Genomic DNA, 25,859 nt, shown 5'->3' with positions numbered 1-25,859 from the left:
TGCCTCCCAACAATGCACTGCAGCCGACCGCCAACCCGCTTCGCGGCTTGTCGGCGGCTGAGTTTAGGCGTTAATGCGGCTGCGCCGGCCTTGATGGAAAACTTGCAGGCACAATATCGGCATGAATATTGTGATCCTTGACGATTACCAGGATGCAGTGCGAAAACTGGAATGCGCTGCCAAGCTCGATGCCTACCCCGCCAAGGTTTACACCAACACCGTCAAAGGCATTGGCCAGCTGTCCGTCAGGCTCAAAGATGCCGATGTGATTGTGCTGATCCGTGAGCGCACCCAGCTCAACCGCCAGCTGATTGAAAAGCTGCCCAAACTCAAGCTGATTGCCCAAACCGGGCGCGTGGGCAGCCATGTGGATGTAGCCGCCTGCACCGAGCGCGGCATTGCCGTGGCGGAAGGCGTGGGCTCCCCCACAGCACCGGCCGAGCTGACCTGGGCCCTGATCATGGCGGCGATGCGCCGCATCCCGCACTATGTGTCGCATTTAAAGCATGGCGCCTGGCAGCAGGCTGGTCTCAAATCAGCCTCCATGCCGCCTAATTTTGGATTGGGCTCTGTGCTCAAGGGCAAGACGCTGGGCATCTGGAGCTACGGCAAGATAGGCCAGATCGTCGCCGGCTACGGCCGGGCCTTCGGCATGCGCGTCATCGTCTGGGGCGGCGATGCCTCGCGTGAACGGGCTCAGGCAGACGGCTATGAAGTTGCCGCCAGCAAAGCCGTGTTTTTTGAGCACAGTGACGTGCTGTCCCTGCACCTGCGCCTGCATGACGACACCCGGGGCATCGTGACGCTGGAAGATTTGTCGTCCATGAAACCCACCGCGCTGCTGGTCAACACCTCGCGCGCCGAGCTGATTGAGCCGGATGCGCTGATTGCCGCCCTCAACCGCGGCCGGCCCGGCCTGGCGGCCGTCGATGTGTTCGAGTCCGAGCCGATTTTGCAGGGCCATGCCCTGCTGCGCCTGGAAAACTGCATCTGCACCCCGCACATCGGCTATGTCGAGCAGGACAGCTACGAAATGTATTTCGGTGCTGCGTTTGACAACGTGATCAACTTCATCAAGGGCACCCCCACCAACATCGTCAACCCGGGCGCCCTGCAGGTGCGCCGCTAAGAACGGGCTGGCTTCGGGCTGACTCAGGCCGAGGGGGCGGCGACAAGCCTGTTTTCAGCGGGCCTTGAGACCTTGAGAGGTTTTGAAACGTGCGGCAAAACCCCGGCCCTGCGTGATAATCCCTGTCCATGAAACCTCTTTACAAAACCGTAGGCATTGTCGGCACAGGGGCCATGGGCCGCGGCATCGCCCAGATTGCCACGCAAGCAGGCAGCCTCGTCAAACTGATGGATACGCAAGCCGGCGCGAGCGAGAAGGCCCGCGAGGCGCTTGGCGAGCAATGGGACAAGCTGGTGGCCAAGGGCCGCCTGGAGGCTGCGCAGGCCGCAGACCACAAGGCCCGGCTTGTGGTCGCCAGCGGCTTGGCCGATCTGGCGGACTGCGACCTGGTCATCGAAGCCATTGTGGAGCGGCTGGACGTCAAGAAATCCCTGTTCGCCGAACTTGAGGCCATCGTGCCGGCGCAGACGGTGCTGGCAACCAACACCTCCTCGCTGTCCGTCACCGCCATTGCGGCCGCGCTCAAGCATCCCGAACGCTTTGCGGGCTACCACTTTTTCAACCCCGTGCCGCTGATGAAAGTGGTGGAGGTCATCACCGGACTGAAGACCAGCGCGACCGTCAGCACCGAACTCTCCAGCTACGCGCGCCAGATGGGCCACACGCCGGTCCAGGCACAGGATACGCCCGGGTTTATCGTCAACCATGCCGGCCGGGGTTATGGCACCGAGGCCTTGCGCATCGTCAGCGAAGGCGTGGCCGACTTTGCCACCATAGACCGCATCCTGCGCGAGCAGGCCGGTTTCAAGCTGGGCCCGTTTGAGCTGATGGACCTGACGGCGCTCGATGTCTCGCATCCGGTGATGGAGTCCATCTACCAGCAGTACTACGAAGAAGCCCGCTACCGGCCCAGCGTGATCACGGCCCAGCGCCTGGCGGGCGGCATGCTCGGCCGCAAAACCGGTGAAGGTTTTTACCGCTACCAGGACGGCGTCGCCCAGATTCCTGCGGAGCCGGCCATTCCGGTGGTCCATGAAATGCCGCCGGTCTGGGTGTCGCCGAGAGCATCCCGGCGTTCCGAACTGCTGCAATTGCTCAAGGATTTGGGCGCGAAGATAGAAACCGGGCAATCTGCATCACCCAACGCCCTGGTCATCGTGGCGCCGCTGGGCTTTGACATCACGACCGTGGCCGTGGTCGAACGGCTTGACCCCGCACGCACCGTCGGCATTGACATGCTGATTGACGATGCGGCCACCAAGCGGCGCGTACTGGCCACGAACCCGGCCACGCGCAGCGACATGCGGGATGCGGCGCATGCGCTGTTCGCGCGCGATGGCAAGGCCGTCAGCGTCATCCGTGACAGCGGCGGTTTTGTCACGCAGCGGGTCATCGCCACCATCGTCAACATTGCCAGCGATATTTGCCAGCAAGGCATCTGCACCCCCAAAGACCTGGAGACGGCGGTCACGCTGGGCCTGGGCTACCCGCTCGGACCACTAGCCATGGGTGACCGCTATGGCCCCACCAACATCCTGGAAGTGCTGTTCAACCTGCAAACCGTGTATGGCGACCCGCGCTACCGCCCCTCACCCTGGCTGCGCCGCCGTGGCGCCATCGGCCTGAGCCTGATGCACGAGGAGCGCTGATGAAGCACCCCCGTCGGATGCTCACTTCGTGTAGCACCTTCCCCCCTCCAGGGGGCGGCGCTTGCAGCCTGGCAAAGCCAGCTCCGCGGCCCCCACTTGTACGGGGACCCATTCCCTATTCCCTGCCTATCCCTCATTTCGATGCATTGGAAAAACTGACATGGCAGGCGCCCTGAAAAGTACCAGCGACGGCAGCACCTTGGTGCTGACCCTGAGCAACCCCGAGTTCAAAAACGCCCTGGGGCCCGAGATCTACGCGGCCGGTGTCGAAGCCCTCAATGCGGCTGAAAACAACCCGGAAATCCGCAGTGTGGTCATTACCGGGGAAGGCCCGGTGTTTTGCGCCGGTGGCAACCTGCAGCGCCTGCAGGCCAACCGCCAGCTGCCGCCTGAGGTCCAGGCGCAGAGCATTGACGGCCTGCACAGCTGGATTGACTCCATCCGCACCTTTCCCAAGCCGGTCATTGCGGCGGTGGAAGGCGCTGCCGCAGGCGCCGGTTTTTCGCTGGCGCTGGCCTGTGATCTGCTGGTGGCGGCTGACAATGCCGTGTTTGTCATGGCCTACAGCACGGTCGCGCTGTCCCCGGATGGCGGCGGCAGCTGGGCCCTGGCCCGCGCCCTGCCCCGTGCGCTGGTGACCGAGCTGCTCATGTGCGGCGAGCGCATCAGCGCCCAGAAGCTGCAGGGCTTTGGCCTGGTCAACCGCGTTGCAGCAGCAGGCGGCGCCCTGGCCGAAGCCCTGAAGCTGGCCGACGCGCTCAATGCGCGGGCGCCCAATGCCTTGGCCAGCATCAAGGAGCTGATCAATGAAGCGCCGGCCAACACCCTGGGCCAGCAGCTGAGCAGCGAGCGCGACCACTTTGTGCGCAACCTGCACCACGCCAACGGCGGCGAGGGCATTGAGGCCTTCCTGCAAAAACGGCCACCGCGGTACCGCTAAACGCTGCCTGCCGCCGGGCGCCTGCCCGGCGTCCACCGCGAAATCCCCGTACGCCCTCGCATGCCCCGTGCGACACCCATGCGACAGCTGGGTGGTGGATAAGTCGTCGCCCGAGCGACAATGGAAGCCTAGCCAGTCACTCAAAAGACAGACCATGGACGATCCTATTCTTACGATAGATGAACGAGAGGCCATCAACGGTGGCCGCTGGTTTTCATCCCTGTCCCCATCCCTGAGGCACGACATACTGCGATGCGCCTACGTCAAACGCTACAAAGACGGCGAACTCATCACCGCCCGCGGCGATCCGCCGGACGAATGGATTGCCTGCGCCAAGGGCGCTGTGCGCGTGAGCTCGACCTCCATTTCGGGCAAGCAGATCACGCTGACCTATGTGGAGCCGGGCATCTGGTTTGGCGATGTGGCCATTTTCGACGGCGACCGCCGCACCCACGATGCCTACGCGCATGGCGACACCACCATTTTGTGCGTGGCCAAAGCCGACTTCAAGAAGATCCTGGCCTCGCATGTAGAGCTTTACGAGGCGATGCTGCGCCTGCATGCGCGCCGCATCCGCCAGCTGTATGGCCTGGTGGAAGACCTCAACACCTTGCCGCTACGCGCCCGGCTGGCCAAACAGCTGCTGCACCTGGCCCGCAGCTACGGCATACCCAGCCTGTCCGACGAGGACGAGGTGCGCATCGGCCTGCAACTGGCGCAGGAAGAGCTGGCGCAGCTGCTGGGCGCTTCGCGCCAACGCGTCAACCAGGAGCTCAAGGCCATGGAGCGCGAAAATGCGATCCGCATCGAGCCGGGTGGTCTGGTCGTGCGCAACCGCGCCACCTTGCGGCGTATCTCTGAAGCCGACGCCGAAAAATAAAGACCACCGAGCCCATGAGCAACTTCGACCACTTTGTAGGCACGCGCGCGGTGTCCGGCCAGCACGTTTTTGATACCGGCGCCCTGAGCACCTACCTGAGCCAGCACCTGGAGGGCTTTCAGGGCCCTTTGACGGTGGAGCTCTTCAAGGGCGGCCAGTCCAACCCCACCTACAAGCTGATCACCCCGGCCAGGTCTTATGTGATGCGCGCCAAACCCGGCCCGGTCGCCAAGCTGCTGCCGTCGGCGCATGCGGTGGAGCGCGAGTTCAAGGTCATGCACGGCCTGCAGGGCACCGACGTGCCGGTGGCCAGGATGCACTGCCTGTGCGAAGACGAGTCCGTGATCGGGCGCGCTTTTTACGTGATGGAGTTTGTCGAAGGCCGCGTGCTGTGGGACCAGGCCCTGCCCGGCATGACGCCGGCCCAGCGCGGCGAGATTTACGACGAAATGAACCGCGTGATCGCGGCCCTGCACAAAGTGAAGTTTGCCGAGCGCGGCCTGGCCGACTACGGCAAGCCCGGCAACTACTTTGAACGCCAGATTGGCCGCTGGAGCAAGCAGTACATCGCGTCGATCACCCAGCCCATCCCCGAGATGGATTCGCTGATGCAGTGGCTGCCCGAACACATTCCCGCGGGCGCACGCGATGAGCGCATGGTCTCCATCGTGCATGGCGACTTCCGGCTCGACAACCTGATGTTTCACCCGACCGAGCCGCGCGTGCTGGCCGTGCTCGACTGGGAGCTGTCCACCCTGGGCCACCCGCTGGCCGATTTCAGTTACCACTGCATGGCCTGGCACATTCCGCCCGGCGCATTTCGCGGCATTGGCGGGCTCGATGTGGCCAGCCTGGGCATCCCTTCGGAGTCCGAGTACATCCGCCGCTACTGCGAACGCACGGGCTTTGCCGGCCCCGAGCAGGTCAAGGCCGACTGGAATTTCTACATGGCCTACAACCTGTTTCGCCTCGCAGCCATTTTGCAGGGCATTGCCAAGCGCGTCGAAGCGGGGACGGCCACCAGCGCCCAGGCCGTCAGCTCGGCCGCAGGCGCCAGGCCGCTGGCCCAAATGGCCTGGGGCTTCGCACAGAAAAGCAAGTCCAGCCCTTAATACCACCGCCCCGACGCCCCACCCCATTTCAGGAGATCCCATGGACTTTAGCTACACCCCCAAGGTACAGGAACTGCAGGCCCGCCTGCTCAGGTTCATGGACGAGCACATTTACCCGAACGAGGCGCGCTTCTTTCGCGAGATTGCCGAAAACCGCGCCAAGGGCAACGCCTGGGTGCCCACCGAGCTGATTGAAGAGCTCAAACCCAAGGCCCGTGCGGCCGGCTTGTGGAACCTGTTTTTGCCGCACTCGCCGCGCGCGCCCGAAGGTTTGTCCAACCTCGAGTACGCCCCGCTGTGCGAAATCATGGGCCGCGTGGTCTTTGCCGCCGAGGTGTTCAACTGCTCGGCACCCGACACCGGCAACATGGAAACCATTGCCCGCTATGGCTCCGAAGCCAACAAGGACCAATGGCTGGATCCGCTGCTCAAGGGCGAGATCCGCTCGGCCTTTTTGATGACCGAGCCCGAAGTGGCCTCCTCCGACGCCACCAACATCCAGTGCCGCATCGAGCGCGATGGCGACGACTATGTGCTCAACGGCCTCAAATGGTGGTCGTCCGGCGCGGGCGATCCGCGCTGCGCCATCTACATCGTGATGGGCAAGACCAACCCCGATGCCGGCCGCCACGAACAGCAGTCCATGATTCTGGTGCCCGCCAACACGCCCGGCGTTACGGTGATCCGCCCGCTCTCGGTGTTTGGCTACGACGACGCGCCGCACGGCCACATGGAGGTGCGCCTTGACAACGTGCGCGTGCCCGCCAGCAACCTGCTGCTGGGCGAAGGCCGCGGTTTCGAGATTGCCCAAGGGCGCCTGGGCCCCGGACGAATTCATCACTGCATGCGCAGCATCGGCATTGCCGAGCGCGCCCTGGAGCTGATGTGCAAGCGCCTGAACACCCGCGTGGCCTTTGGCCGCCCGATTGCCAGGCAGTCAGTCTGGCAGGAGCGCATTGCCGAAGCCCGCTGCATGATCGAGCAGGCCCGCCTGCTGACCCTCAAGGCCGCGTACATGATGGACACCGTGGGCAACAAGGTCGCCAAAGCCGAGATTGCCATGATCAAGGTGGTAGCCCCCAACATGGCCTGCCAGATCATTGACTGGGCCATTCAGGCGCACGGCGGCGGCGGCGTGTCCGACGATTTCCCGCTGGCCTACGCCTATGCCCACCAGCGTACCTTGCGCCTGGCGGATGGTCCCGACGAAGTGCACCGCGCCTCGCTCGCCAAGCTCGAGCTGGCCAAGCATTTGCTGATGCCCGGTGAAGTGGACATGCCGGTTACGCGCGGCGGCTGAGTGCTTGCCAGCAGAAATTAGCTATCAAATTAATAGCTTCATGCACAGCATCAGCAAGGGCTGGATGCCTATTTGACTATGAGATCAGAGCGCGATATCGGTAGACAGGCCCGCCAGCGCCAGCTCACAGGCGCTGGTGTAAATCACCGCCGCATGCTCCAGTGTGGCCACGTTGGCCGGGGTGTACTGCATGCGCAGGTAAGCCTTGCCGCGCAGCAGCATCATGATGAAGGGCGCCTGCTCATCAGGCCCCGGTTCGGGCCAGGACAGCAGCAGTTCCGCCAGGTTCTGGTCAATCCATGCCAGGGCATGCTGGCGATCGTCAGCCAGCACCGAATAACGCGCCCAGAACTCGCCGGGCAGACTGTCCCAGCCGACTTCGGTGTAAATCGACAGCCAGCGCATTTCTTCCGGCAGGCTCGGGTCCGCCGAGGTCCGCAGGTGGTCGGTATAGATCTGGTAGGCCTGCTTTTCCAGCGACTCCTTGAGTGACCGGTTCATGATGAGCACGGCAGCCTCTTCATTGATGCCCAGTTCGGCCCGGGCGCGCAACTCTTCGCCCTGAATGTAGTCGCGGCTGGAGCGACCGCGCTCCAGCCGCCAGGGCTTGTTGCTCACCTTGCCCGTCAGCGAAAAACCCTTGTCGGCGCCATGCCCGGTGAAGGTAAAGCCTTGCGTGCCCGCCCATTCAGAAACGGCATCAGTGGGCGGGGCCTGGCCGCTGGCCTGCGGCGCCCCCTGGCCAAAGACTTTTTTGAGCCGTTCAAACATGGTTTCAACTTTTCTCTTAAAGTGCAGCAAACATCATAGTGGCAAAGGTAGTGATAAAGGAAATCCGATGATCAAGGTTTATTCATGGCCCACGCCCAATGGCCACAAAGTTCACATCATGCTGGAGGAGTGCGGCTTGCGCCTGGGCCGTGACTGGGAGGCATTGCCCGTCAACATCGGAACCGGCGACCAGTTCAGGCCCGAGTTTCTGGCGATCAGCCCGAACAACAAGATTCCCGCACTGCTTGACCCCGAGGGGCCAGACGGCAAACCCATCGCCCTGTTTGAGTCGGGCGCCATTTTGCTGTACCTCGCCGCCAAAACCGGCAAACTGCTACCCAAAAGCGACCGGCTCAAGTACCAGGTGCTGCAGTGGCTGATGTTCCAGATGGGCGGCGTGGGCCCCATGCTCGGACAAACCCATCACTTTCGCATGTACGCCCCCGAGAAAATTGACTACGCCATCAAGCGCTACAGCAACGAAGCCAAGCGGCTCTACGGCGTGATGGACAAGCAACTGGCCAGCAGCAAGTTCATCGCCTGCAACCAGTACACCATTGCCGATGTGGCCATCTTCCCCTGGCTGCGCAGCTGGGAAAACCAGGGCATTGACTGGGCCGACTACCCTCGTCTGAAACAATGGTTTGACCAGGTCAGCGCCCGCCCCGCGGTGCAGCGCGGCGTCAGGGTGCTGGCCGATTTGCGAAAACCCCTCACCGGTGACAAGGAGCGCGACATCCTGTTTGGCAAGACACAGTACGCAAAACGCTAACTGCGAGCCTTAACAGTTTTCCGACGGGCCGCCCCTAGGAAAATTAGCCCCCGAGGGGCTGACGTCCGCGGCTCCAAGCCTGCCTGCGCAGGCTTGGACGGACGGAAGGGCCGCTGAGTCTCGCAGCGACACGTCCAGCGCAGCACACGCAGTGGCAAGCGTGGGGGTCTAGTAGCCGCGCCCCTTATTTCGCGGCGGCGTCCAGGGTAGCCTGAACGAGTTCCGCGCCGGCTTTTTGGCGGACGCTGTCGATGATGCTTTCCGTCGCCTTGCGCATGTCCGCGCGGAACGATGGGCGCACCGGTTCAAACTTCATGCCCCGGTTCGCCAGATCGACGATCGCCCCGATATCCTCGGCGGCGGCAGCGGTCCGCTGCGCGATCACCGCCTTGAGAACCGCATTCTGAATGACTTTCTGCTGCTCCGCCTTGAGCGCTTCGAACCTTTGCTTGTTCGCGACCAGCACGATGAAGTCAAAAAAATGCGAGGTGTTGGTCAGGTACTTCTGCACCTGATAAAAGTTCCGGTCCCGGATCACGGCAAAGGGATTTTCCTGCGCGTCCAGCGCACCGGTTTGCAGCGCACCGTACACCTCCTTGATGTCCATCTTCACCGGGTTGGCGCCCAGCGCCTGAAACGTCGCGATATGAATTTCGTCCGGCTGCAGGCGAACTTTCAATCCTTTCAAATCAGTGATGGAGCGGATCGGCCGCTGGCTGTTGGTCAGCTGGCGTGGTCCCAGTTCCATGAAGCCCAAGGGCAACAATCCATTGGCAGCGAACTTGTCCTTGAGCATGGCTCCGACCTTGCCATCGACGGCCTTGAAGGCGACCTGGCGGTCCGTAAACAGAAACGGAATGCTCAGCACCGACAGTTCAGGGACCGTGCGCGACAGGTAGGCGGTCGAAATCCAGGTCATGAACAGTTTCCCGTTGCGAACTTGATCCACATTGTCTTGCGCACTGCCCAACTGCATGGCCGGGAAGACCTCGACCTGGAGTTCTCCCGAGGAGGCCTTCTCGACGTCCAGCTTGAGCTGGGCCATCGCCAGGCTGCTCGAGTGGTTCGCCGGAAAGTTTCCCGCAACGCGAAGCGGCTGCGCAGAGGCCGTGGTGCAGGCCAGCAAAAGCGAGGCGATCCATGCCGGCGTCAGCCTGATGCTCTTGAGTCTGCCAAGCCGGGAGATTGAAATTCTCATGGGTATATCTCTTTTCTCAAACAGTTCCAACATTAAAGTAAACATTGAAGGCAACAACAATGTTTACAAAAGTTAAAACTGTCAGCTGAAAAAATGCACCATCGAACAGACTTGACGTTGTGAACAGGCTTTATGGACTGTTGCCGCGAGGTCTATGCGGGACCCGGTCAAGGGTCAGCTGGCGAAGGGCGGGAACAACCAGATCCCCGCGCAGCGTGGCGTACAGGTGCTGGCCGATTTACGCCGTCCGACCACCGACGGCAAGGAATGCGACATCCTGTTTGGCAAGACGCCGTAGCAAAAACGATGAAAGCCAAGCGGTTAAGAGTCAAACTTGGCTCCAGCCCACGCAGAATTTGGCTAACCAGCTATTGAATTGATAGCATATCTAACCTTGCTCGAACAGGGAAATCGAGGTGGCTTCAGCTGAAATTAAACAGGCAGCGCAAAATGAAACGCCGCGCCCTGGCCTACCTTGCCTTCGGCCCACACGCGACCGCCATGCCGGGTCACCACCCGGTGGACGATTGGCAGGCCCACCCCGGTCCCTTCAAACTCCTCATCGGTGTGCAGCCGCTGAAACATCTCGAAGAGCTTGTCGTAGTGGTCCATGCTGAAGCCGGCGCCATTGTCGCGCACCGAATAAATGGCTTCCGTGCCCTCCATGCGGCCGCTGACTTCGATCAAAGGACTGACTGCACGGCTGCTGTATTTCACGGCGTTGGACAGCAGGTTGACCCAGACCTGGTGCAGCAGCGCGGCGTCTGCCTGCGCCGGTGGCAGCGAACCGAGTTGGATGTCGGGTTTCTTGCCTTCCGGATGGAGCTGCAGCATTTCTTCGATAACCCGCCGGGCCAGCCCATGCATGTCCACGCTGGCTTTGCTGACCTCGCGCTGGCCAAGCTTGGAAAAGGCCAGCAGATCGTCAATCAGTTTGGCCATGCTGTTGATGCTGCGGCGAATGACGGATACATAACGCTGACCTTTTTCGTCCAGGCGGCTGGCGTAATTCTGCTCCAGCAGGCCCGCATAACCGCCGATGACGCTCAACGGTGAGCGAAGGTCATGCGTCGCCGCAGACGTGAAGCTTTCCAGGCTTTTGTTGCTGGCTTCCAGGTCTTCAACGTGTGCCTTCAGAACCGAATTGAGGCTGAGAATTTCCTTCTCCATTTCCTTTTGCTGGGTGACATCCTCGGAAATTCCCAAAATGTGGGTGGGTTCACCGCCTTCGCCAAACACGGGAACTTTGCGGACGTGCAGCAGGCGCAGCCCTTTGCTGCGCGAGGAATATCGCTGCTCCGGGATATCTTCAACGATACCTCTTGCCAAAACCTGGCGGTCCTGCGCAACAAAGACATCAGCCTCGTCTTTTTCAAAGACTTCGTGCGCGCTCTTGCCTATCATTTGCTCACGGGACATTCCAAAAAGCGCTTCTGCCGCACGGTTGATGCGTACATAACGCAACTGGGCGGCATCCTTCATGTAGACCGCAGTAGGGATGTGCTCAATCATCGAGTCGAGCAAGTGGTTCGCCGCCAACACCTCGGTCGTACTCCCGGCCAGCAGTTCCAGGCCTTCGCCAAAGCCCGGCAGGAAGGAAACAGGGTGATCGAATGTGGACATGCTTGACTCCTGTGGTTCAAAAATGGGTATCAATTGAAGAAAGAAGTGCCATGTCAAACGGTTCGATCACCACATCGTCCATGCCGCGCCTGGACGTTTTTTCGACAAGGTAAACCGTACCGTCAATTTCGCTGGCCAGGATGACGGGGAAATCAAGTTCTGCAACATGTCCTGGACGCGGAACCAGGCGCACGCCCTTGCGCTGCGGCACCCAGCAAGGAGCCTCCAGCGTCTGCGTGTCGACGGCAATGCCACGTGCTGCCTGGTCGGCAAGCGCTTATGGGTCTGCGGCGTGTGGCCCTCTGGCGTTGCCTTGTAACGCGGCTTTATACGCGCCTCCGCTTCGGCGCAACTGCGTATTTACCGGGCCAGAGTTGGTCCGCTTGACAGCCAAGCAGCGTTGCAATCCTTTCGGCGACTGGGCGAGAAACCGCACGGCCGTGAATAACGTTGCTCACAAGCATTCGTGAGCGACACATTGAGTCAGCCAGAGCAGAAAGCGTGGTGCCCTTCATGCGGATCAGGGCCTTGATTTGTTCTGGGTGCATTTGTGTGATACGCTGATTTCAAAACGAAACAATTCAACTCGAAATGTATTTTGATTTCAATTTGAAATTTGTCAAGAACAGTTTATCGGGGGCATTCCTAGCAATGAAAATGAACGTGGAAGCCGTGCTGGAGCGGTTCAGAGAGGCCTACCTAGCCCCGGACTTGACGACGCTCGCGGCTCACTTGGGGATGGACGAAACCACGTTCAGGGTGTGGCGCACGCGAAAAACCGTTCCACCAAAAATGCTGGTGAAGGCCAGCTCGGAGACCGGGCGGTCGATCTCGTGGCTAAGCGACGGCTTTTCAACGGCCGAGGCCTCGACCGCAGGCGAGTTGCCCGCGAATTTTTTTGACTCAACAGAGAAACAAGTAAACCTAACGCCCCAAGAACTGGTGCTGTTGGAAAACTTCCGAGCGGCGACCATTGAGGGGCGGGTCGCCATTACGGCGGTTAGCGCTGCGCTTGCGAAAGCAGTTGCGAAGAAGAGAAAATCAGCATGATGCCTTTCAAGGCGCAGTGACCAGCGAGCATGAGCCGCCGGGCCGTTCCCAAGGCAAATACCGTAGCGCGAGCGAGGAGCTTGCCCAATGAGCGCTGGCCTGCCCGGAGGGGATCGAACCCCCGACCCTCAGCTTAGAAGGCTGATGCTCTATCCAACTGAGCTACGGGCAGATATAAAAAAAGCCCACAAAGTGAGCTTTTTTAAGAATTGATGGTGGTCGGAGTACAAGGATTCGAACCTTGGACCCCCTGGTCCCAAACCAGGTGCGCTACCAGACTGCGCCACACTCCGACTAGTCTTGTATTGTAGCTCGGTCAGAGGCCAATCTGCACACGCCTGTTCTTTTTTTGCATGGCTGGGCGCCAAAAAATGCCTGCCCCCCGTCCAGCGCGTGGTGTGGCGCGGCAATGGCGGACTGATGAACGACAAAACCCTCAAAGCCAGCGGGGGTTTCGTGCCAAATCGTTTCAAAATGGCGGTCTGAGGCATGCAGGACGGATCGCCACACCGCGGCGATCCCTGCCCTCAAGCGACCGGGAAGACCAAGATGGCTGTGAAGATTGTGAGACTGGGCACGCCCCGAAACACCGATGAGGGCCTGCGCATTGGCACCGTGCGGCGCCCGCCGCGCGGCGTGCCCAAGAGCGAATTCGCCGCACAGAACTGGTATGACGTCTGGTACCCCAACCTCGCCCCGAGCGCCGAGACCATGCGGCTCGGACAGGCGGCTCAGGCCAGCCAGGAGAGCGACAAGGACTGGGCCGCGTTCAGGAAGAGGTACCGCGCAGAGATGGCAGAACCGGATGCCAGCCGCAGCCTGGACCTGCTGGCCGCGCTGTCACACCGCACGAATTTTGCAGTGGGCTGCTACTGCGAGAGCGAAGCGCGTTGCCACCGTTCGCTGCTGCGCGAATTGCTTGGCGAACGGGGCGCGAAGATAGCCTGATCAGAGCCTGACGTACTCGTATTCGAGCGGGTTGGCATTGATGCCGCGATCCGGCGGCGCAATCCAGGCCGCCATCTTGCCGGGCTCGGTCACGCGGTTCATCAGGCTTTTGACAAAGGCCGTATCAAGAGGCGTGGGCAGCCACTGGTCTTTTTGGGCTTCAAACTCGGCCGCCGTGATAGGGTTGCCGTGCGGGTCGGTATGGGCGCCGGCCCAGACACCGACTTCACGGCGGAAACGCGTCGACGGCAGCGAGAGTTCAAAGTCCACACCAGCCCGTTTGATCGCCATGTTCCAGCGCGTCACGCCGACATTGCAGTCCTTCACGTACTCCAGGCGCGTGATCTCGTTCATGCCGTTGCGGGTGGAAATCGTCTCGTTCTTCACACCACCCTGCCCGCTGGGCACCTGGATACTCATCTCGGTCTCCAGCTCCACATGGTCGGCGAACTTGGCTTCGTCGGGCCGGCCCTTGATGCCGTTGCTGAAGTAGTTGGCCGCGTTGCTGGAGGCTTCGGAGCCGAACAGGTCCAGCGAACTGGTGAACCAGAAATTCATGAACTTCTGGATGGTGGGCAGGTCGATCACGCCGGCGTTGCGCAGCGTCTGCACGTCGTCGGTATCGAGCTCCTTCATGACTTCCAGCGTGCGCTTGATCACGCGGCCCACGCCGGTCTCGCCGACGAACATGTGGTGCGCTTCCTCGGTCAGCATGAAGCGGGTGGTGCGCGCCAGCGGGTCAAACGCGCTTTCGGCAAAGCTCTTGAGCTGGAACTTGCCGTCGCGGTCGGTGAAGTAGGTGAACATGAAGAACGAGAGCCAGTTGTCCATGGGCTCGTTGAAAGTGCCCAGGATTCGCGGCTTGTCGGCGTCGCCGCTGTGGCGCATCAACAGCTCTTCGGCCTCCTCGCGGCCGTCGCGGCCGAAGTGCGCGTGCAGCAGGTAGACCATGGCCCAGAGATGCCGGCCCTCTTCCACGTTGACCTGGAACAGGTTGCGCAGGTCGTACAGCGATGGCGCGGTATGGCCCAGCAGGCGCTGCTGCTCCACCGACGCGGGCTCGGTGTCGCCCTGCGTGACGATCAGGCGACGGAAGGTGCTGCGGTATTCGCCGGGCACGTCTTGCCAGACGTCCTGGCCCATGTGGTCGCCAAAGCCGATCTTGCGGCCCTCTTCCTTGTCGGCCAGAAAGATGCCCCAGCGGTAATCGGGCATGGGGGTGTAGCCGTAGCTGGCCCAGCCGGAAGCGTCAACGCCGACGGCGGTGCGCAAATAAACCTCTTTGGCCTTGAAGTCGCTGGGGCCCATTTCGTCCCACCAGTTCAGGAAGGCGGGTTGCCAGTGTTCGAGGGCCCGCTGCAGCTGACGGTTGTCGCCAAGGTTGACGTTGTTGGGGATCAGGGCTTGAAGGTCGATGGTGCTCATGGTGATGTCCTTGAAAATCTATACAACTCGGTGCCGGGTTCCCTCTCCCCGTGGGAGAGGGTTAGGGTGAGGGCTAACGGCGCCTGTTTCCAGATGCGGCTGCCAATGCCGCGCCGCCCTCACCCCTGCCCTCTCCCACGGGGAGAGGGAGGAAGAAAATCAAATGCGCTTCCAGTCGAACTTGGCTTTCTTGCCGGTTCCGAAAAGTTTTAAAGCACCGTCTTCACCCACCGCATTCGGGCGGATAAATATCCAGTTCTGCCAGGCCGACAGCCGGCCGAACACACGGGTCTCCATGGTTTCCTTGCCCGGAAAGCGCAGCGAGGCTTCCATGCCGGTCATGGCATCGGGCGAGAGCGAAGCGCGCTCCTCCAGCATGATGCGGATCTCATCGTCCCAGTCGATGTCGTCGGGCGTCAGCGTGACCAGTCCCAGTTCAAGAGCCTGGTCGGCGCGCAGCTTGCTGTCCGAAAGGCCTTGCAGTTGGGCCATCGTGCCGGCGTCTTCGTTGAAGCGGGTTTGCAGGCGCGTCAGGCCATTCACGGCGGGGAACCAGCCAAAATTGGCGGGACTCAATTGCAGTGCCGGTGCGCTGTCGGGTGAATCAGGCAGGTCCAGCATGTAAATGCGATCGCAGGCCAGCGCCAGTTCATAAAAGGTGCCGGCAAAACACGAGCCCGCATCCGCCAAAGCGATCAGCGAACGGCTGGTCACGTCGAGGCGGGCCAGCGTGCGACGCAGCGCGCCGGTGGTTTCCTTGACCAGCCAGTGGTCCTTGAGCGAGGCCAGCACCTGATCCATCTTGATCACCAGACCGGCATCACCGCGGGTCTTGATCACCCAGGTGCCGACTTCGAGCTCGTTGGTGCGCAGGTTGAGAATCGCGTCGTCCAACTCGCGCTGCAGCTGCAAGGGGTACCAGCGGGCGCCGGCAGCCTCAATGGCCTCTGGCGTGGATTCGATGCTTGCGGTGGGCGCCTTGACGGTGATGGTGGCAATGCGGGCAGTGCGGTCCACCTGCGCATCGACATGGCTGTAGTGGTAGCCGGTGTCATCAATTTTCACCGTCAAAGGCAAAAGTTCAATGCCTTTTGAGGCTGCAGCCCTTGTGGATTGTGCACGGAGCGCTTCTATTTCAGTAGCAAGCAAGGCGCCGAACTGCTGTGGCTTGGCATGGGCGTCGATCAGTTTCCAGTCCTTGGCACGGTCCGCGCGCACGCCTTCGCTGGTCGTGCAGAAGATGTCGGCCAGGTCACGGCGCACCTTGCGCTTGTCGGTCACGCGGGTCAGTCCGCCGGTGCCGGGCAGCACGCCGAGCAGCGGCACCTCGGGCAGGCTCACGGTGGAGCTGCGGTCATCCACCATGATGATGCGGTCGCAGGCCAGGGCCAGCTCGTAGCCGCCGCCGGCGCAGGCGCCGGTCACCGCGGCAATGGCTTTGAGGCCATCGTGGCGCGAGGAGTCTTCCAGGCCGTTGCGGGTTTCGTTGGTGAACTTGCAGAAGTTCACCTTCCAGCCGTGGGTCGACAGGCCCAGCATGTAGATGTTGGCGCCCGAGCACCAGATTTTTTCCTTGGCCGACTCGAACACCACCACTTTGACGGCCGGGTGCTCGAAGCGGATGCGGTTGAGCGCGTCATGCAGCTCGATGTCCACGCCCAGGTCGTAGCTGTTGAGCTTGAGCTTGTAGCCGGGCTTGATGCCGCCGTCTTCATTGATGTCGAGCTTCAGGCGCGCCACCTCGCCTTCCACACTCAAAGTCCAGTGCTGGTATTTGGTGGGGTGCGTGGCAAAGCTGACCAGTTCACGCTCCTGCCCTTCAATCACTTGTTTAAACAGCAGGGGCTCAGTCATCGCGTTCATGGGTGGTCTCCTATATTTCAGTTGGTTTCGGTGCTGCCCGGGTGTCGACCACCCCAAGTCACTCCGCGTGTCGATCCCCGGCAAGCCGGGGCCCCTCGCCATGCGCTCCGTGACCTGTCTCCTTGGGGTAGGTCAGGGCTGGAACAGCTCGTTCCATGTCTTTAAGGCTTTGCTTGAGGCTTCGTGCCGAGGTGTCGACCACGGCATCGGCGCGCGCATACAGGGCTTCGCGGCTGGCCAGAATGCGGCGCAGGTCTTCCAGCGCCTCGTTCGTCGCACCGCGGGTCGTGTCAAAGGGGCGCATGTCGCCCTGCGCCACGACCCGTGACATATGTTCTTCAGGGCTGGCCTTGAGCCAGACACAGTAAAAGCGGCTTTGCAGCAGGTCAAAGGTTTCGCGCTCGCTGACAATGCTGCCGCCGGTGGTCATGACCACGCCGTCGGCATGATCTTCGGCGATGCGAAACAGCGCGCGGCGCTCATAGCGGCGGTAACCGGCCTGCCCGTGCAGCAGCAAAATTTCGTTCATGCTGGTGCCGGCCTCACGCTCAATCTCGCGGTCCAGCTCGACAAAGGGCACGCCGCGCTGCGCGGCCAGTTGCAGGCCCAGAGTGGATTTGCCGGCGCCGCGCAAGCCAATCAGGGCAATGCGCTGCTCCCGGCCCACCGAATCACTGAGGCCAAAGCGGCTGCCCAGCAGACTGTAGGCCTGGTCCAGCTGCGCGTCATCGAGCCGGCCCAGCAGGCTCTGCACGCGAGCCATCGCCGGGCGTGGCGCATCCTGCAGCAGTTCAAGAATGGAGATATTCAGGGCGCGGGCCGCGGCCTCAAGTGAGTTGATGGACACATTGCCCTTGCCACTTTCCACGTCGGCCAAAAACCGCTCGCTCAAACCCGAATCGGCGGCCAGTTGCTTGCGCGTCATGCCGCGGCGGGCGCGCCAGGCGCGAACCCGCGCACCCAGCTCGCTGAGTGTGGCTTTTGCTTCCTGTTCCGACATGATTTCCAAGTTGGCCCCTTGTTTTGTGAAAAGCGCTTGCGCCGCCCTTGAATTGCAGTATACTTCAGCAACACTCGATGTCAAGCAGTTTATTGCATCTTTTTGGAGACCACAGGCATGAAGCTCAAAATCCTCGTAGGCACCATGACCAGCACCGCCGACTACGTAGCGCAGGCTATACAGATGGACTGCGTCGATCTGGTCAGCGACATCGAAGTGCAGCTGATGGATGGCCTGGACATTGGTGTTTTCAATGCATCCGCCGCAGAAGATGCAATTTATCTCATCTGCTCATCCACCTACGGCTCGGGCGATGTACCCGACAACGCCCGCGCGCTGTACGACTCGCTGGACTCGCAGCCGCAATTTCTGGGGCATGTGCGCTACGGCGTGATCGCGCTGGGCGACCGTACCTACATGCAGACCTTCTGCTTTGGTGGCAAGAAATTCGACGAGCGACTGCAGGGCCTGGGCGCGCAGCGCCTTGGCGAGGTCTGGTGCCATGACGCCAGCAGCGGCACGCTGGCCGAAACCGAAGGCACCGCCTGGTGCCGCGAGTGGCTGGCCGAAGCACTCGCTACCGCAGCCGCCAGTGAAGCCGCTGCCTGAGTTTGTTTTTAGTGAAATACCGCTCCAGCCGTTGATTAATATGCGCTGGCAGCTATAAAAATAATAGCAAATCGGAGACAACATGAACCTGAGCCGTGCAGACCATTCGGCAAGCACACCCCTTGTGGACATTCCGCGCGATTACAACGCCGCCTACGACCTGCTGCAGCGCAACGCCGGGCGCGCGTCCAAAGTGGCCTTCATCGACGCCGTGAGCGGCGCCACCCTGACCTACGGTGAACTGGCCGGGCAGTCGCAGCGCTTTGCCAACGCCTTGCGCGCCCAGGGTTTCGCCCCCGAGAGCCGCGTCATGCTGGCCATGCTGGATACGCCCGAGTGGCCGGTCGCTTTTCTGGGCTGCATCCTGGCCGGCGTGGTGCCGGTGGCAGCCAACACGCTGCTGACGGGCAGCGATTTTGAATTCATGCTGCGCGACTCGCGGGCCCAGGGCCTGGTCGTTTCGCATGCCCTGCTGCCGACTTTTGAGCCACTGATCAGCGCCATCGCAACGCTTGAAACCGTGATCGTCGCAGGGGTTGAAACCTGTGCACCCCATACAACGCTGACCCAAATGGTTAGTACGGGAACAGCTATCAAAAACATAGCAAACACCTGCGCCGACGATGCCTGCTTCTGGCTCTACTCCAGCGGCTCCACCGGCACACCCAAGGGCACGGTGCACTTGCACAGCCACCTGATCCAGACCGCGGAGCTTTATGGCCGCGCGGTGCTGGGCATTGAAGAGTCCGACGTGGTGTATTCAGCCGCCAAGCTGTTTTTTGCCTACGGCCTGGGCAATGCACTGACCTTCCCCATGAGCGTCGGGGCCACCACGGTACTGTTGCCCGCCCGGCCCACGCCGGCCGACGTGTTCGGCATCCTCAAAAAATACCAGCCCACCATTTTTTACGGCGTGCCCACGCTGTACGCTGCGCTGCTGGCAGACCCGGCCCGTCCTGCCCGCGCCGAACTCAAGCTGCGCGTGTGCACCAGCGCCGGCGAAGCGCTGCCGGCCGAGATCGGCAAGAAGTGGACGCTGGCGTATGGCTGCGAAATACTCGACGGCATTGGCTCGACGGAAATGCTGCACATCTTTCTGAGCAATCGGCCCGGCCAGGTGCGTTACGGCACCACCGGCCAGGCGGTGCCCGGCTACCGTCTCAGGATCGTGGCCGATGACGGCCGCGAGTGCGCATCGGGTGAAATCGGCGAGCTGCAGATCAGCGGCCCCACCTCTGCCCTGATGTACTGGAACAACCGCGCCAAGACCAAAGCCACATTTGCCGGCGAATGGACCAAGAGCGGTGACAAATACACCCGCCATCGTGACGACAATGGGGACGACTACTACACCTACGGCGGGCGCAGCGACGACATGCTCAAGGTCGGCGGCATTTACGTCTCGCCGTTTGAAGTCGAAGCCTGCCTCATGACGCACCCTGCGGTGCTGGAAGCCGCCGTGGTTGGCCTGGCCGATGCGGACGGGCTGGTCAAACCCAAGGCCTATGTGGTGCTCAAGCCCGCGCAAAGCACCAACGCCGACGACCTCAAGGCCCACGTCAAGCAGCAGCTGGCGCCCTATAAGTACCCACGCTGGTTTGAGTTCGTCTCCGAGCTGCCCAAAACGGCCACCGGCAAGATCCAGCGCTTCAAGCTGCGCCAGACGCAATAAGCGGTGCCATAAATGACCCGCTCCGGGTCTGCCTGCCGGCCATCTGCGACTGACCGGATCAGGCACGGGATTTGCTTTAGACTTAAACAATTTAATCTTCAATCTCGGGTTTTACACTAGGGCATTTCGCACAGCCCTCCCTTACTATTCTTCTGATGCATCTTCAGCCTTAACAAGGAGTTTTCCATGACCTCACGCCGACTCGTATTGACCCGCAGCGCTGCCGTTATCGGCGCTGCATCCACCGGCCTGCTGCTGCCCGAAATCGTGCGGGCCCAGTCCGGCAAGGTGCGCGTGGGTTTCATGCTGCCCTATACCGGCACATTTGCCCAGCTTGGCGTGGCCATTGAAAACGGCTTTCGCATGGCAATCAACGAACAGGGCGGCAAACTGGGCGGCCGCGAGATTGAATACTTCAAGGTCGACGACGAATCCGAGCCTTCCAAAGGCATCGAAAACGCCAGCAAGCTGGTGCAGCGCGACAAGGTCGATGTGCTGGTAGGCACCGTGCACTCCGGCGTGCAAATGGGCATCCAGAAAGTGGCGCGCGACAGCGGCGTGCTGAGCCTGATCCCCAATGCCGGCGTGCACGCCGCAACCCGCGCCCTGTGCGCTCCCAATGTGTTCCGCACGTCGTTTTCCAACTCGCAGCCTACCCGCGCGCTGGGCAAGGCCATGGTGGACCGCGGTCACAAGAAGGCTGTCTGGATCACCTGGAAATATGCCGCCGGCGACGAAGCCTTTGAAGGCTTCAAGGAAAGCTACACGGCAGCGGGCGGCACCGTCATCAAGGAGCTCGGCCTGCCCTTCCCGCAAGTCGAATTCCAGGCGCTGCTGACCGAAATCGCGGCGCTCAAGCCCGATGCCGTGGCCTGCTTCTTTGCCGGCGGTGCCGCCGCCAAGTTCATCAAGGACTATGCAGCCGCAGGCCTGAAAGACAAAATACCGCTGTATGGCTCCGGCTTCCTGACCGAAGGCGTGCTGGAAGCTGCCGGCCCTGCAGCCAATGGCATCGTCACGACCATGCACTACAGTGACTCGCTGCCCACGGTTCGCAATGGCCAGTTCCGCCTCAACTACGCCAAAACCTTCAAGCTGCAACCCGATGTGTACGCCGTACAGGGCTACGACACCGCCCTGTTGCTGATCCAGGGCGCCAACGCCGTCAAGGGCGACCTGAACAACAAGCCGGCGCTCTACAAAGCCATGGAAGGCGCGACCATCGACAGCCCGCGCGGCAAATGGACCATGAGCAAATCGCACAATCCGGTGCAGGACATGTACCTGCGCGTGGTCGAAAACAAGGAAAACAAGGTGATCGGGATTGCCGCCAAGGCGCTGGCCGATTCGGGTGCTGGCTGCAAGATGGGCTGAACGTGGCCCCCACGCTTGTCGCTTCGCGTACTGCGCTGCCCCCCGAGGGGGCTAATTTTCCTAGGGGCGGCCCGTCGGAAAATTGCCGGCTGGCTTAGCGGCGGCCCTGACCGCTTCCGGATGGGAGGTTTTTGGACCTCCCATTTTTGTGCTTCATACTTGTGCTCATGACACTCACCACCTACCTTCTCTACCTGACCGCCGTTGCACTACTGGTCCTTTCGCCAGGGCCCACCATGCTGATGTGCATCACCACGGCGGTGAACCACGGTGCACGCAAAGCCGTCACGTCGGCGCTGGGAAGCGTTAGCGCGGTACTGGGCGTGATGCTGCTGTCCGCATTGGGGCTGGGCGCGCTGCTGGCAGCCTCTGAGACCGCATTCACGGTGGCCAAGGTTGTGGGGGCCGCCTACCTGATCTGGCTTGGCATCAAGACGTTTCGCAGTGAGGCGGCGGTGCTGGACCCTGAAGCAGGCAGCACGCCCGCATCTCGCCGTTCATTCTTTTTGCGTGGTTTTCTGATCGGTGCCAGCAACCCCAAAGCGCTTCTTTTTTTTGCGGCGTTTTTTCCGCAGTTCCTGAATCCGTCCGAGCCCTTTGCACCGCAGTTCGCCATCCTTGCCCTCACCTTTGTGGCGTTTGAATGCACGGTGTTGACGCTTTGTGCCCTGGGCGTGTCGCGTGTCGCGCCGCTGTTGCGTTCCAGCCGGCCCGTGCGCTGGATCAACCGGATTTCCGGCGGTCTTTTCACGCTAATGGGCGGGCTGCTGCTGCTCACACGCCGGCAAGCATGAGCCCCCCACGTTCGCTCACTGCGTGTAGCTCTCTGCCCCCCGGGGGGCCGCTGCGCCTGCGGCCCGGCAAAGCCGGTTCCGCGGCCCCTGCTGAATATTGCCCACAAGGTCGCTCGCCTGGTGTAACTCCCTGCTTCCCTCACACACGGGCACCCACACCTTAAAGCATCTATGGATCTCGCCAACTTTCTCATACAACTGCTCAACAGCGTGCAGTACGGCCTGCTGCTGTTCATGCTGGCCGCCGGCCTGACGCTGATCTTCGGCATCATGGGCGTGGTCAACCTGGCGCATGGCAGTTTTTACATGCTGGGCGCCTACCTGGCCTGGTCACTGAGCGCGCAACTGGGCAGCCTCACTCTGGCCATCCTCGTCGGCGCCGTGCTGTCGGTGCTCTTTGGCCTGGCACTGGAGTGGCTGCTGTTTCGCCACTTCTACCACCGTGACCACCTCGACCAGGTGCTGCTGACCTTTGGCCTGATCTACATTTTTGAAGAAATGCGCTCCATTTTCTGGGGTGACGACGTGCACGGCGTGCCGATTCCCGAAGCGCTCGGCGCCTCGCTTCCGCTGACCGAAAACCTGTCCTACCCGGTGTACCGGCTGTTCATGTCGGGCGTGTGCATCGCCCTGGCGCTGGGCCTGTATTTGCTGATCTCCAAAACGCGCCTGGGCATGAAAATCCGCGCCGGGGCTTTCAACCGCGACATGGCCGAGTCCCTGGGCATCAACATCAAGCTGATTCACGCCGTGGTGTTCGCCCTGGGCGTGGGGCTGGCCGCCGTGGCCGGCATGATTGCCGCGCCCATCTCCAGCGTCTACCCCAACATGGGCTCGCAGGTGCTCATCATGTGCTTTGTGGTGGTGGTCATCGGCGGCATCGGCTCGGTGCGCGGCGCGCTGATCTCGGCCCTGCTGGTGGGCCTGGTCGACACTTTTGGCAAGGTGCTGCTGCCCTCTGTCGCAGGCATGCTGGTTTATATGCTGATGGCCGCAGTCCTGCTGTGGAAACCCGAAGGGCTCTTCAAACAATGAGCTCGGCAAAAGCAAACCTTGAAATCCTGCCGCGCGGCGTGCAGGTGGCGCTGGCGCTGGGCCTGGTTGCCCTGGCAGCCTTCCCCTTTGTGGGCAGCGATTTTTACACCCAGATGGTCACACGCATGATGATCATGGCCATTTTTGCGATGAGCCTGGACCTGTTGCAAGGCGTCACCGGCCTGGTCTCGCTGGGCCATGCGGCCTACTTCGGCCTGGCCGGTTACGCCCTGGCCTTCCTCACGCCGCAAGGCGAGCCGATAAGCCTCTGGTGGAGCCTGCCTGCAGCCGTGCTCGCCTCGGGCCTGGCGGCGCTGATCATCGGCTTTTTTGTGGTTCGCACCCACGGCATCTACTTCATCATGGTCACCATGGCGTTTGCGCAGATGGTGTTTTACCTGTTCTTTGACAACAAGGTGCTGGGCGGCTCGGACGGGCTGTACATCAACTTCAAGCCTGCCACCTCGCTGTTGGGCTGGGTACCGTTTGACCTGGACAACAAGCTCACGCTGTATTACTTCACGCTGGGGGCGATGCTGCTGGTCTACACCTTTTTGCGCCGCCTGCTCTGGAGCCCGTTCGGCCGCGCGCTGGCCGGCATCCGTGTCAACGAACACCGCATGCGCGCCATGGGTTTCGGCACCTTTGGCTACAAGCTGGGTGCTTTCACCCTGGCCGGCGCACTGGCCGGCCTGGCGGGCTACCTGTGGGGCACGCAAACCGGCTATATCAACCCCGAACTGATGGGCTTTCACATGAGCGCGCACGCCATCATGATGGTGATTCTGGGCGGCATGGGCAACTTCGCGGGTTCAATAGTCGGCGCTTTTGCCTTTGAGTATCTGCTGCATGTCTTCAAGGACTTGCCGCAGATCGGCAGCGTCAATCTGGGCAAGCACTGGCAGCTGTGGATGGGCCTGTTCATTGTGCTGCTGGTGGTGTTTGCGCCGCGCGGACTGCTGGGAATGGCTGAACGCTTTGGCAAACTTGGCAAAGGCAAGGAGGAGGCATGAGCCCCCACGTTCGCATTCGCTCTCTGCCCCCCAAGGGGGCGCGTGCCTGCCTAGAGGCGGCTCGTCGGAGGCACGGCAATGAATGAAGTGCTCCTTAGTGCAAGAAGCCTGACCAAGCGCTTCGGCGGCCTCGCCGCCGTCAACGAGGTGTCGGTTGATCTCTGGCGCGACCGCATCCACGCCGTGATCGGCCCCAACGGCGCCGGCAAATCGACGCTGACCAACCTGCTCTCGGGCGACCTGCCGCCGACATCAGGCTCCGTCTCGCTCGGCGGCCAGGACGTCACGGGCTGGAGCCCGGAAAAGATTTCACGCCAGGGCCTGGGGCGCAGCTACCAGAAGACCAACATCTTCCTGCCCTTCAGCGTCTGGGACAACGTGCGGCTCGCCTCGCAGTCGCGTGAACCGCACGCGGCCAGCTGGCTCAAGCGCGCTATCAGTTTTGAAGCAATCAACGCCCGCGCAGAAAGGGCCATCAAGCTGGCGGGCCTTGAGAGCCGCAAGAACAGGCTGGCCGGCACGATCAGCCACGGCGAGCAGCGCCAGCTGGAAATTGCCATGACACTGGCCACCGAGCCGCAGGTGCTGCTGCTCGATGAGCCGCTGGCCGGCATGGGTGTTGCCGAGGCGGAACGCATGGTCGAGTTGCTGCTCCAACTCAAAAAAGAACATGCCATGCTGCTTGTCGAACACGACATGGACGCGGTGTTCACGCTGGCTGACCAGCTCACCGTGATGGTCAACGGCCAGGTGATTGCCAGTGGCACGCCGGCCGCCGTGCGCGCCGACGCCACGGTGCAGGCCGCCTACCTGGGCGAAGAATCGGATGAGGGGCACTGACATGGCGGAAACACTCATCAAGGTGCAAGACCTCAATACCTACTACGGCGCCAGCCACATCCTGCGCGGCATTGATTTTTCAGTGGCCCGCGGCGAAACCATAGGCCTGATGGGCCGTAACGGCATGGGCAAAAGCACCCTGCTCAAAAGCATCATGGGACTGGTCAAGCCGCGCGCCGGCTCGGTCGACATCATGGGCAAACCCATGATGGGCCGTGCGCCTTACGAAATTGCCAAGCTGGGCATTGCCTACGTCCCCGAAGGCCGCGGCATTTTTGGCAACCTCAGCGTCGTCGAAAACCTCAAGATGGCGGCCCGTGCCGGCACCCGGGGCCAGCGTGACTGGACCTACGATCGCGTGCTGGAAACCTTTCCCCGCCTCAAGGAGCGCCTGGGCCACGGCGGCCAGCAGCTCAGCGGCGGCGAGCAGCAGATGCTGACCATTGGCCGCGCACTGATGACCAATCCCGACGTGCTGATTCTTGACGAAGCCACCGAAGGCCTGGCGCCACTGATTGCGCGCGAGATCTGGCGTATCTGCGAGTTGATCCGTGAAAGCGGCATCAGCAGCGTGATCGTGGACAAAAACTGGAAGCATGTCACCCGCATCACCAACCGCAACGTCATTCTCGTCAAAGGCCGGGTCGTCTTCGCAGGCACCTCGCAGGCGCTGCATGCCCAGCCCGAACTGCTTGAACAGTACCTGGGCGTTTGACGGCGCTCTGAACAAGCACTGAACCCTAGTACTGCAACCCGAAAATATCGAAACATGAAAGCGCGTCTTCGCACCCATGGCGGCGTTGCAACCCTTGCGAAGGCGGCCAGCCTTCGCTGCGGCTTGCGCCTTGCCCTGGGCACGAAT

General features: G+C 61.6%; 26 protein-coding genes and 2 tRNA genes. 18 read left to right on the top strand and 10 right to left on the bottom strand.

Annotated features, from left to right (window positions below):
* Positions 1 to 121 precede the first annotated feature (121 nt).
* The 6 genes from V6M61_RS16750 (at position 122) to V6M61_RS16725 (ending at position 7,010) form a co-directional block, all read left to right on the top strand.
* Complete coding sequence (locus V6M61_RS16750; protein ID WP_332777723.1) at positions 122 to 1,129, top strand: D-2-hydroxyacid dehydrogenase family protein; 1,008 nt, start codon at positions 122 to 124, stop codon at positions 1,127 to 1,129.
* Between the two features lie 128 nt (positions 1,130 to 1,257).
* The gene (locus V6M61_RS16745; protein WP_332777722.1) at positions 1,258 to 2,778 is read left to right on the top strand and encodes a 3-hydroxyacyl-CoA dehydrogenase; all 1,521 of its coding nucleotides are present in this window, start codon (positions 1,258 to 1,260) and stop codon (positions 2,776 to 2,778) included.
* Between the two features lie 160 nt (positions 2,779 to 2,938).
* Positions 2,939 to 3,718, top strand: coding sequence for an oxepin-CoA hydrolase, alternative type (locus V6M61_RS16740; RefSeq protein WP_332777721.1), 780 nt, complete (start codon positions 2,939 to 2,941; stop codon positions 3,716 to 3,718).
* 154 nt (positions 3,719 to 3,872) lie between these two features.
* Positions 3,873 to 4,598: a Crp/Fnr family transcriptional regulator gene (locus V6M61_RS16735; protein ID WP_332777720.1), complete on the top strand. Its 726-nt coding sequence runs from the start codon at positions 3,873 to 3,875 to the stop codon at positions 4,596 to 4,598.
* A 14-nt stretch (positions 4,599 to 4,612) separates the two neighbouring features.
* Positions 4,613 to 5,710 carry a phosphotransferase gene (locus tag V6M61_RS16730; protein WP_332777719.1) on the top strand — a complete coding sequence of 366 codons (1,098 nt, stop codon included), beginning with the start codon at positions 4,613 to 4,615 and terminating at the stop codon, positions 5,708 to 5,710.
* 40 nt (positions 5,711 to 5,750) lie between these two features.
* A complete protein-coding gene (locus tag V6M61_RS16725; RefSeq protein WP_332777718.1) occupies positions 5,751 to 7,010 on the top strand; it encodes an acyl-CoA dehydrogenase family protein in 1,260 nt (419 codons plus the stop codon).
* 84 nt (positions 7,011 to 7,094) lie between these two features.
* Here the strand turns inward: V6M61_RS16725 and V6M61_RS16720 are convergent, their stop codons facing one another.
* Positions 7,095 to 7,781 (bottom strand): hypothetical protein, encoded by a 687-nt coding sequence (locus V6M61_RS16720; protein WP_332777717.1) that lies wholly within the window; start codon positions 7,779 to 7,781, stop codon positions 7,095 to 7,097.
* Positions 7,782 to 7,848: 67 nt separating this feature from the next.
* Here V6M61_RS16720 and V6M61_RS16715 point away from each other — a divergent pair, with 67 nt between their 5' ends.
* Complete coding sequence (locus V6M61_RS16715) at positions 7,849 to 8,553, top strand: glutathione binding-like protein (RefSeq protein ID WP_332777716.1); 705 nt, start codon at positions 7,849 to 7,851, stop codon at positions 8,551 to 8,553.
* 184 nt (positions 8,554 to 8,737) lie between these two features.
* On the opposite strand, the gene V6M61_RS16710 is transcribed toward V6M61_RS16715, so the two are convergent.
* Entirely contained in the window at positions 8,738 to 9,784 is a 1,047-nt protein-coding gene (locus V6M61_RS16710; protein WP_332777715.1) for a TRAP transporter substrate-binding protein, read from the bottom strand.
* Between the two features lie 121 nt (positions 9,785 to 9,905).
* On the opposite strand from V6M61_RS16710, the gene V6M61_RS21055 reads away from it, so the two are divergent.
* Complete coding sequence (locus tag V6M61_RS21055) at positions 9,906 to 10,049, top strand: hypothetical protein (protein WP_442957797.1); 144 nt, start codon at positions 9,906 to 9,908, stop codon at positions 10,047 to 10,049.
* A gap of 134 nt (positions 10,050 to 10,183) precedes the next feature.
* On the opposite strand, the gene V6M61_RS16700 is transcribed toward V6M61_RS21055, so the two are convergent.
* The 3 genes from V6M61_RS16700 to V6M61_RS21050 form a co-directional block, all read right to left on the bottom strand.
* Positions 10,184 to 11,374 (bottom strand): sensor histidine kinase, encoded by a 1,191-nt coding sequence (locus tag V6M61_RS16700; RefSeq protein ID WP_332777714.1) that lies wholly within the window; start codon positions 11,372 to 11,374, stop codon positions 10,184 to 10,186.
* A 16-nt stretch (positions 11,375 to 11,390) separates the two neighbouring features.
* Positions 11,391 to 11,585, bottom strand: a complete 195-nt coding sequence (locus V6M61_RS16695; protein ID WP_332777713.1) for a hypothetical protein — start codon at positions 11,583 to 11,585, stop codon at positions 11,391 to 11,393.
* Between the two features lie 115 nt (positions 11,586 to 11,700).
* On the bottom strand, positions 11,701 to 11,922 hold the full coding sequence (locus V6M61_RS21050) for a helix-turn-helix domain-containing protein (RefSeq protein ID WP_442957796.1): 222 nt from the start codon (positions 11,920 to 11,922) through the stop codon (positions 11,701 to 11,703).
* A 43-nt stretch (positions 11,923 to 11,965) separates the two neighbouring features.
* Between V6M61_RS21050 and V6M61_RS16690 the strand changes: the two genes are divergently transcribed.
* Positions 11,966 to 12,424: a helix-turn-helix domain-containing protein gene (locus V6M61_RS16690; RefSeq protein WP_332777712.1), complete on the top strand. Its 459-nt coding sequence runs from the start codon at positions 11,966 to 11,968 to the stop codon at positions 12,422 to 12,424.
* A gap of 95 nt (positions 12,425 to 12,519) precedes the next feature.
* On the opposite strand, the gene V6M61_RS16685 is transcribed toward V6M61_RS16690, so the two are convergent.
* Positions 12,520 to 12,596 (bottom strand) — tRNA-Arg (locus tag V6M61_RS16685).
* Between the two features lie 44 nt (positions 12,597 to 12,640).
* Positions 12,641 to 12,717 (bottom strand) — tRNA-Pro (locus tag V6M61_RS16680).
* A 256-nt stretch (positions 12,718 to 12,973) separates the two neighbouring features.
* Here V6M61_RS16680 and V6M61_RS16675 point away from each other — a divergent pair.
* Positions 12,974 to 13,372, top strand: coding sequence for a DUF488 domain-containing protein (locus tag V6M61_RS16675; RefSeq protein WP_332777711.1), 399 nt, complete (start codon positions 12,974 to 12,976; stop codon positions 13,370 to 13,372).
* On the opposite strand, the gene boxB is transcribed toward V6M61_RS16675, so the two are convergent.
* From boxB to V6M61_RS16660, 3 genes are all read right to left on the bottom strand, one after another.
* Positions 13,373 to 14,797 (bottom strand): benzoyl-CoA 2,3-epoxidase subunit BoxB, encoded by a 1,425-nt coding sequence (boxB, locus tag V6M61_RS16670; protein WP_332777710.1) that lies wholly within the window; start codon positions 14,795 to 14,797, stop codon positions 13,373 to 13,375.
* 159 nt (positions 14,798 to 14,956) lie between these two features.
* Positions 14,957 to 16,651: a 2,3-epoxybenzoyl-CoA dihydrolase gene (gene boxC / locus V6M61_RS16665; protein ID WP_442957802.1), complete on the bottom strand. Its 1,695-nt coding sequence runs from the start codon at positions 16,649 to 16,651 to the stop codon at positions 14,957 to 14,959.
* Positions 16,652 to 16,718: 67 nt separating this feature from the next.
* Positions 16,719 to 17,669 carry a helix-turn-helix transcriptional regulator gene (locus V6M61_RS16660; RefSeq protein WP_332777708.1) on the bottom strand — a complete coding sequence of 317 codons (951 nt, stop codon included), beginning with the start codon at positions 17,667 to 17,669 and terminating at the stop codon, positions 16,719 to 16,721.
* A gap of 108 nt (positions 17,670 to 17,777) precedes the next feature.
* On the opposite strand from V6M61_RS16660, the gene V6M61_RS16655 reads away from it, so the two are divergent.
* From V6M61_RS16655 to V6M61_RS16620, 8 genes are all read left to right on the top strand, one after another.
* Entirely contained in the window at positions 17,778 to 18,269 is a 492-nt protein-coding gene (locus V6M61_RS16655; RefSeq protein ID WP_332777707.1) for a flavodoxin domain-containing protein, read from the top strand.
* A gap of 82 nt (positions 18,270 to 18,351) precedes the next feature.
* On the top strand, positions 18,352 to 19,941 hold the full coding sequence (locus tag V6M61_RS16650) for a benzoate-CoA ligase family protein (RefSeq protein ID WP_332777706.1): 1,590 nt from the start codon (positions 18,352 to 18,354) through the stop codon (positions 19,939 to 19,941).
* A 186-nt stretch (positions 19,942 to 20,127) separates the two neighbouring features.
* Positions 20,128 to 21,315, top strand: coding sequence for an ABC transporter substrate-binding protein (locus V6M61_RS16645; protein WP_332777705.1), 1,188 nt, complete (start codon positions 20,128 to 20,130; stop codon positions 21,313 to 21,315).
* Positions 21,316 to 21,482: 167 nt separating this feature from the next.
* Positions 21,483 to 22,109: a LysE family translocator gene (locus V6M61_RS16640; RefSeq protein WP_332777704.1), complete on the top strand. Its 627-nt coding sequence runs from the start codon at positions 21,483 to 21,485 to the stop codon at positions 22,107 to 22,109.
* A gap of 171 nt (positions 22,110 to 22,280) precedes the next feature.
* On the top strand, positions 22,281 to 23,144 hold the full coding sequence (locus V6M61_RS16635; RefSeq protein ID WP_332777703.1) for a branched-chain amino acid ABC transporter permease: 864 nt from the start codon (positions 22,281 to 22,283) through the stop codon (positions 23,142 to 23,144).
* Complete coding sequence (locus tag V6M61_RS16630; protein WP_332777702.1) at positions 23,141 to 24,157, top strand: branched-chain amino acid ABC transporter permease; 1,017 nt, start codon at positions 23,141 to 23,143, stop codon at positions 24,155 to 24,157. Before V6M61_RS16635 ends, V6M61_RS16630 begins: the two co-directional genes overlap by 4 nt.
* 78 nt (positions 24,158 to 24,235) lie before the next feature.
* A complete protein-coding gene (locus tag V6M61_RS16625) occupies positions 24,236 to 24,997 on the top strand; it encodes an ABC transporter ATP-binding protein (RefSeq protein ID WP_332777701.1) in 762 nt (253 codons plus the stop codon).
* Position 24,998: 1 nt separating this feature from the next.
* Positions 24,999 to 25,712 carry an ABC transporter ATP-binding protein gene (locus tag V6M61_RS16620; protein WP_332777700.1) on the top strand — a complete coding sequence of 238 codons (714 nt, stop codon included), beginning with the start codon at positions 24,999 to 25,001 and terminating at the stop codon, positions 25,710 to 25,712.
* Positions 25,713 to 25,859 lie beyond the last annotated feature (147 nt).

The sequence above is a fragment of the Polaromonas sp. genome (assembly GCF_036676035.1).
Taxonomy (GTDB): Bacteria; Pseudomonadota; Gammaproteobacteria; order Burkholderiales; family Burkholderiaceae_C; genus Polaromonas.
The sequence above is the reverse complement of the archived record's forward strand: the minus strand, read 5'-3'. Positions and strand labels throughout refer to the sequence as shown.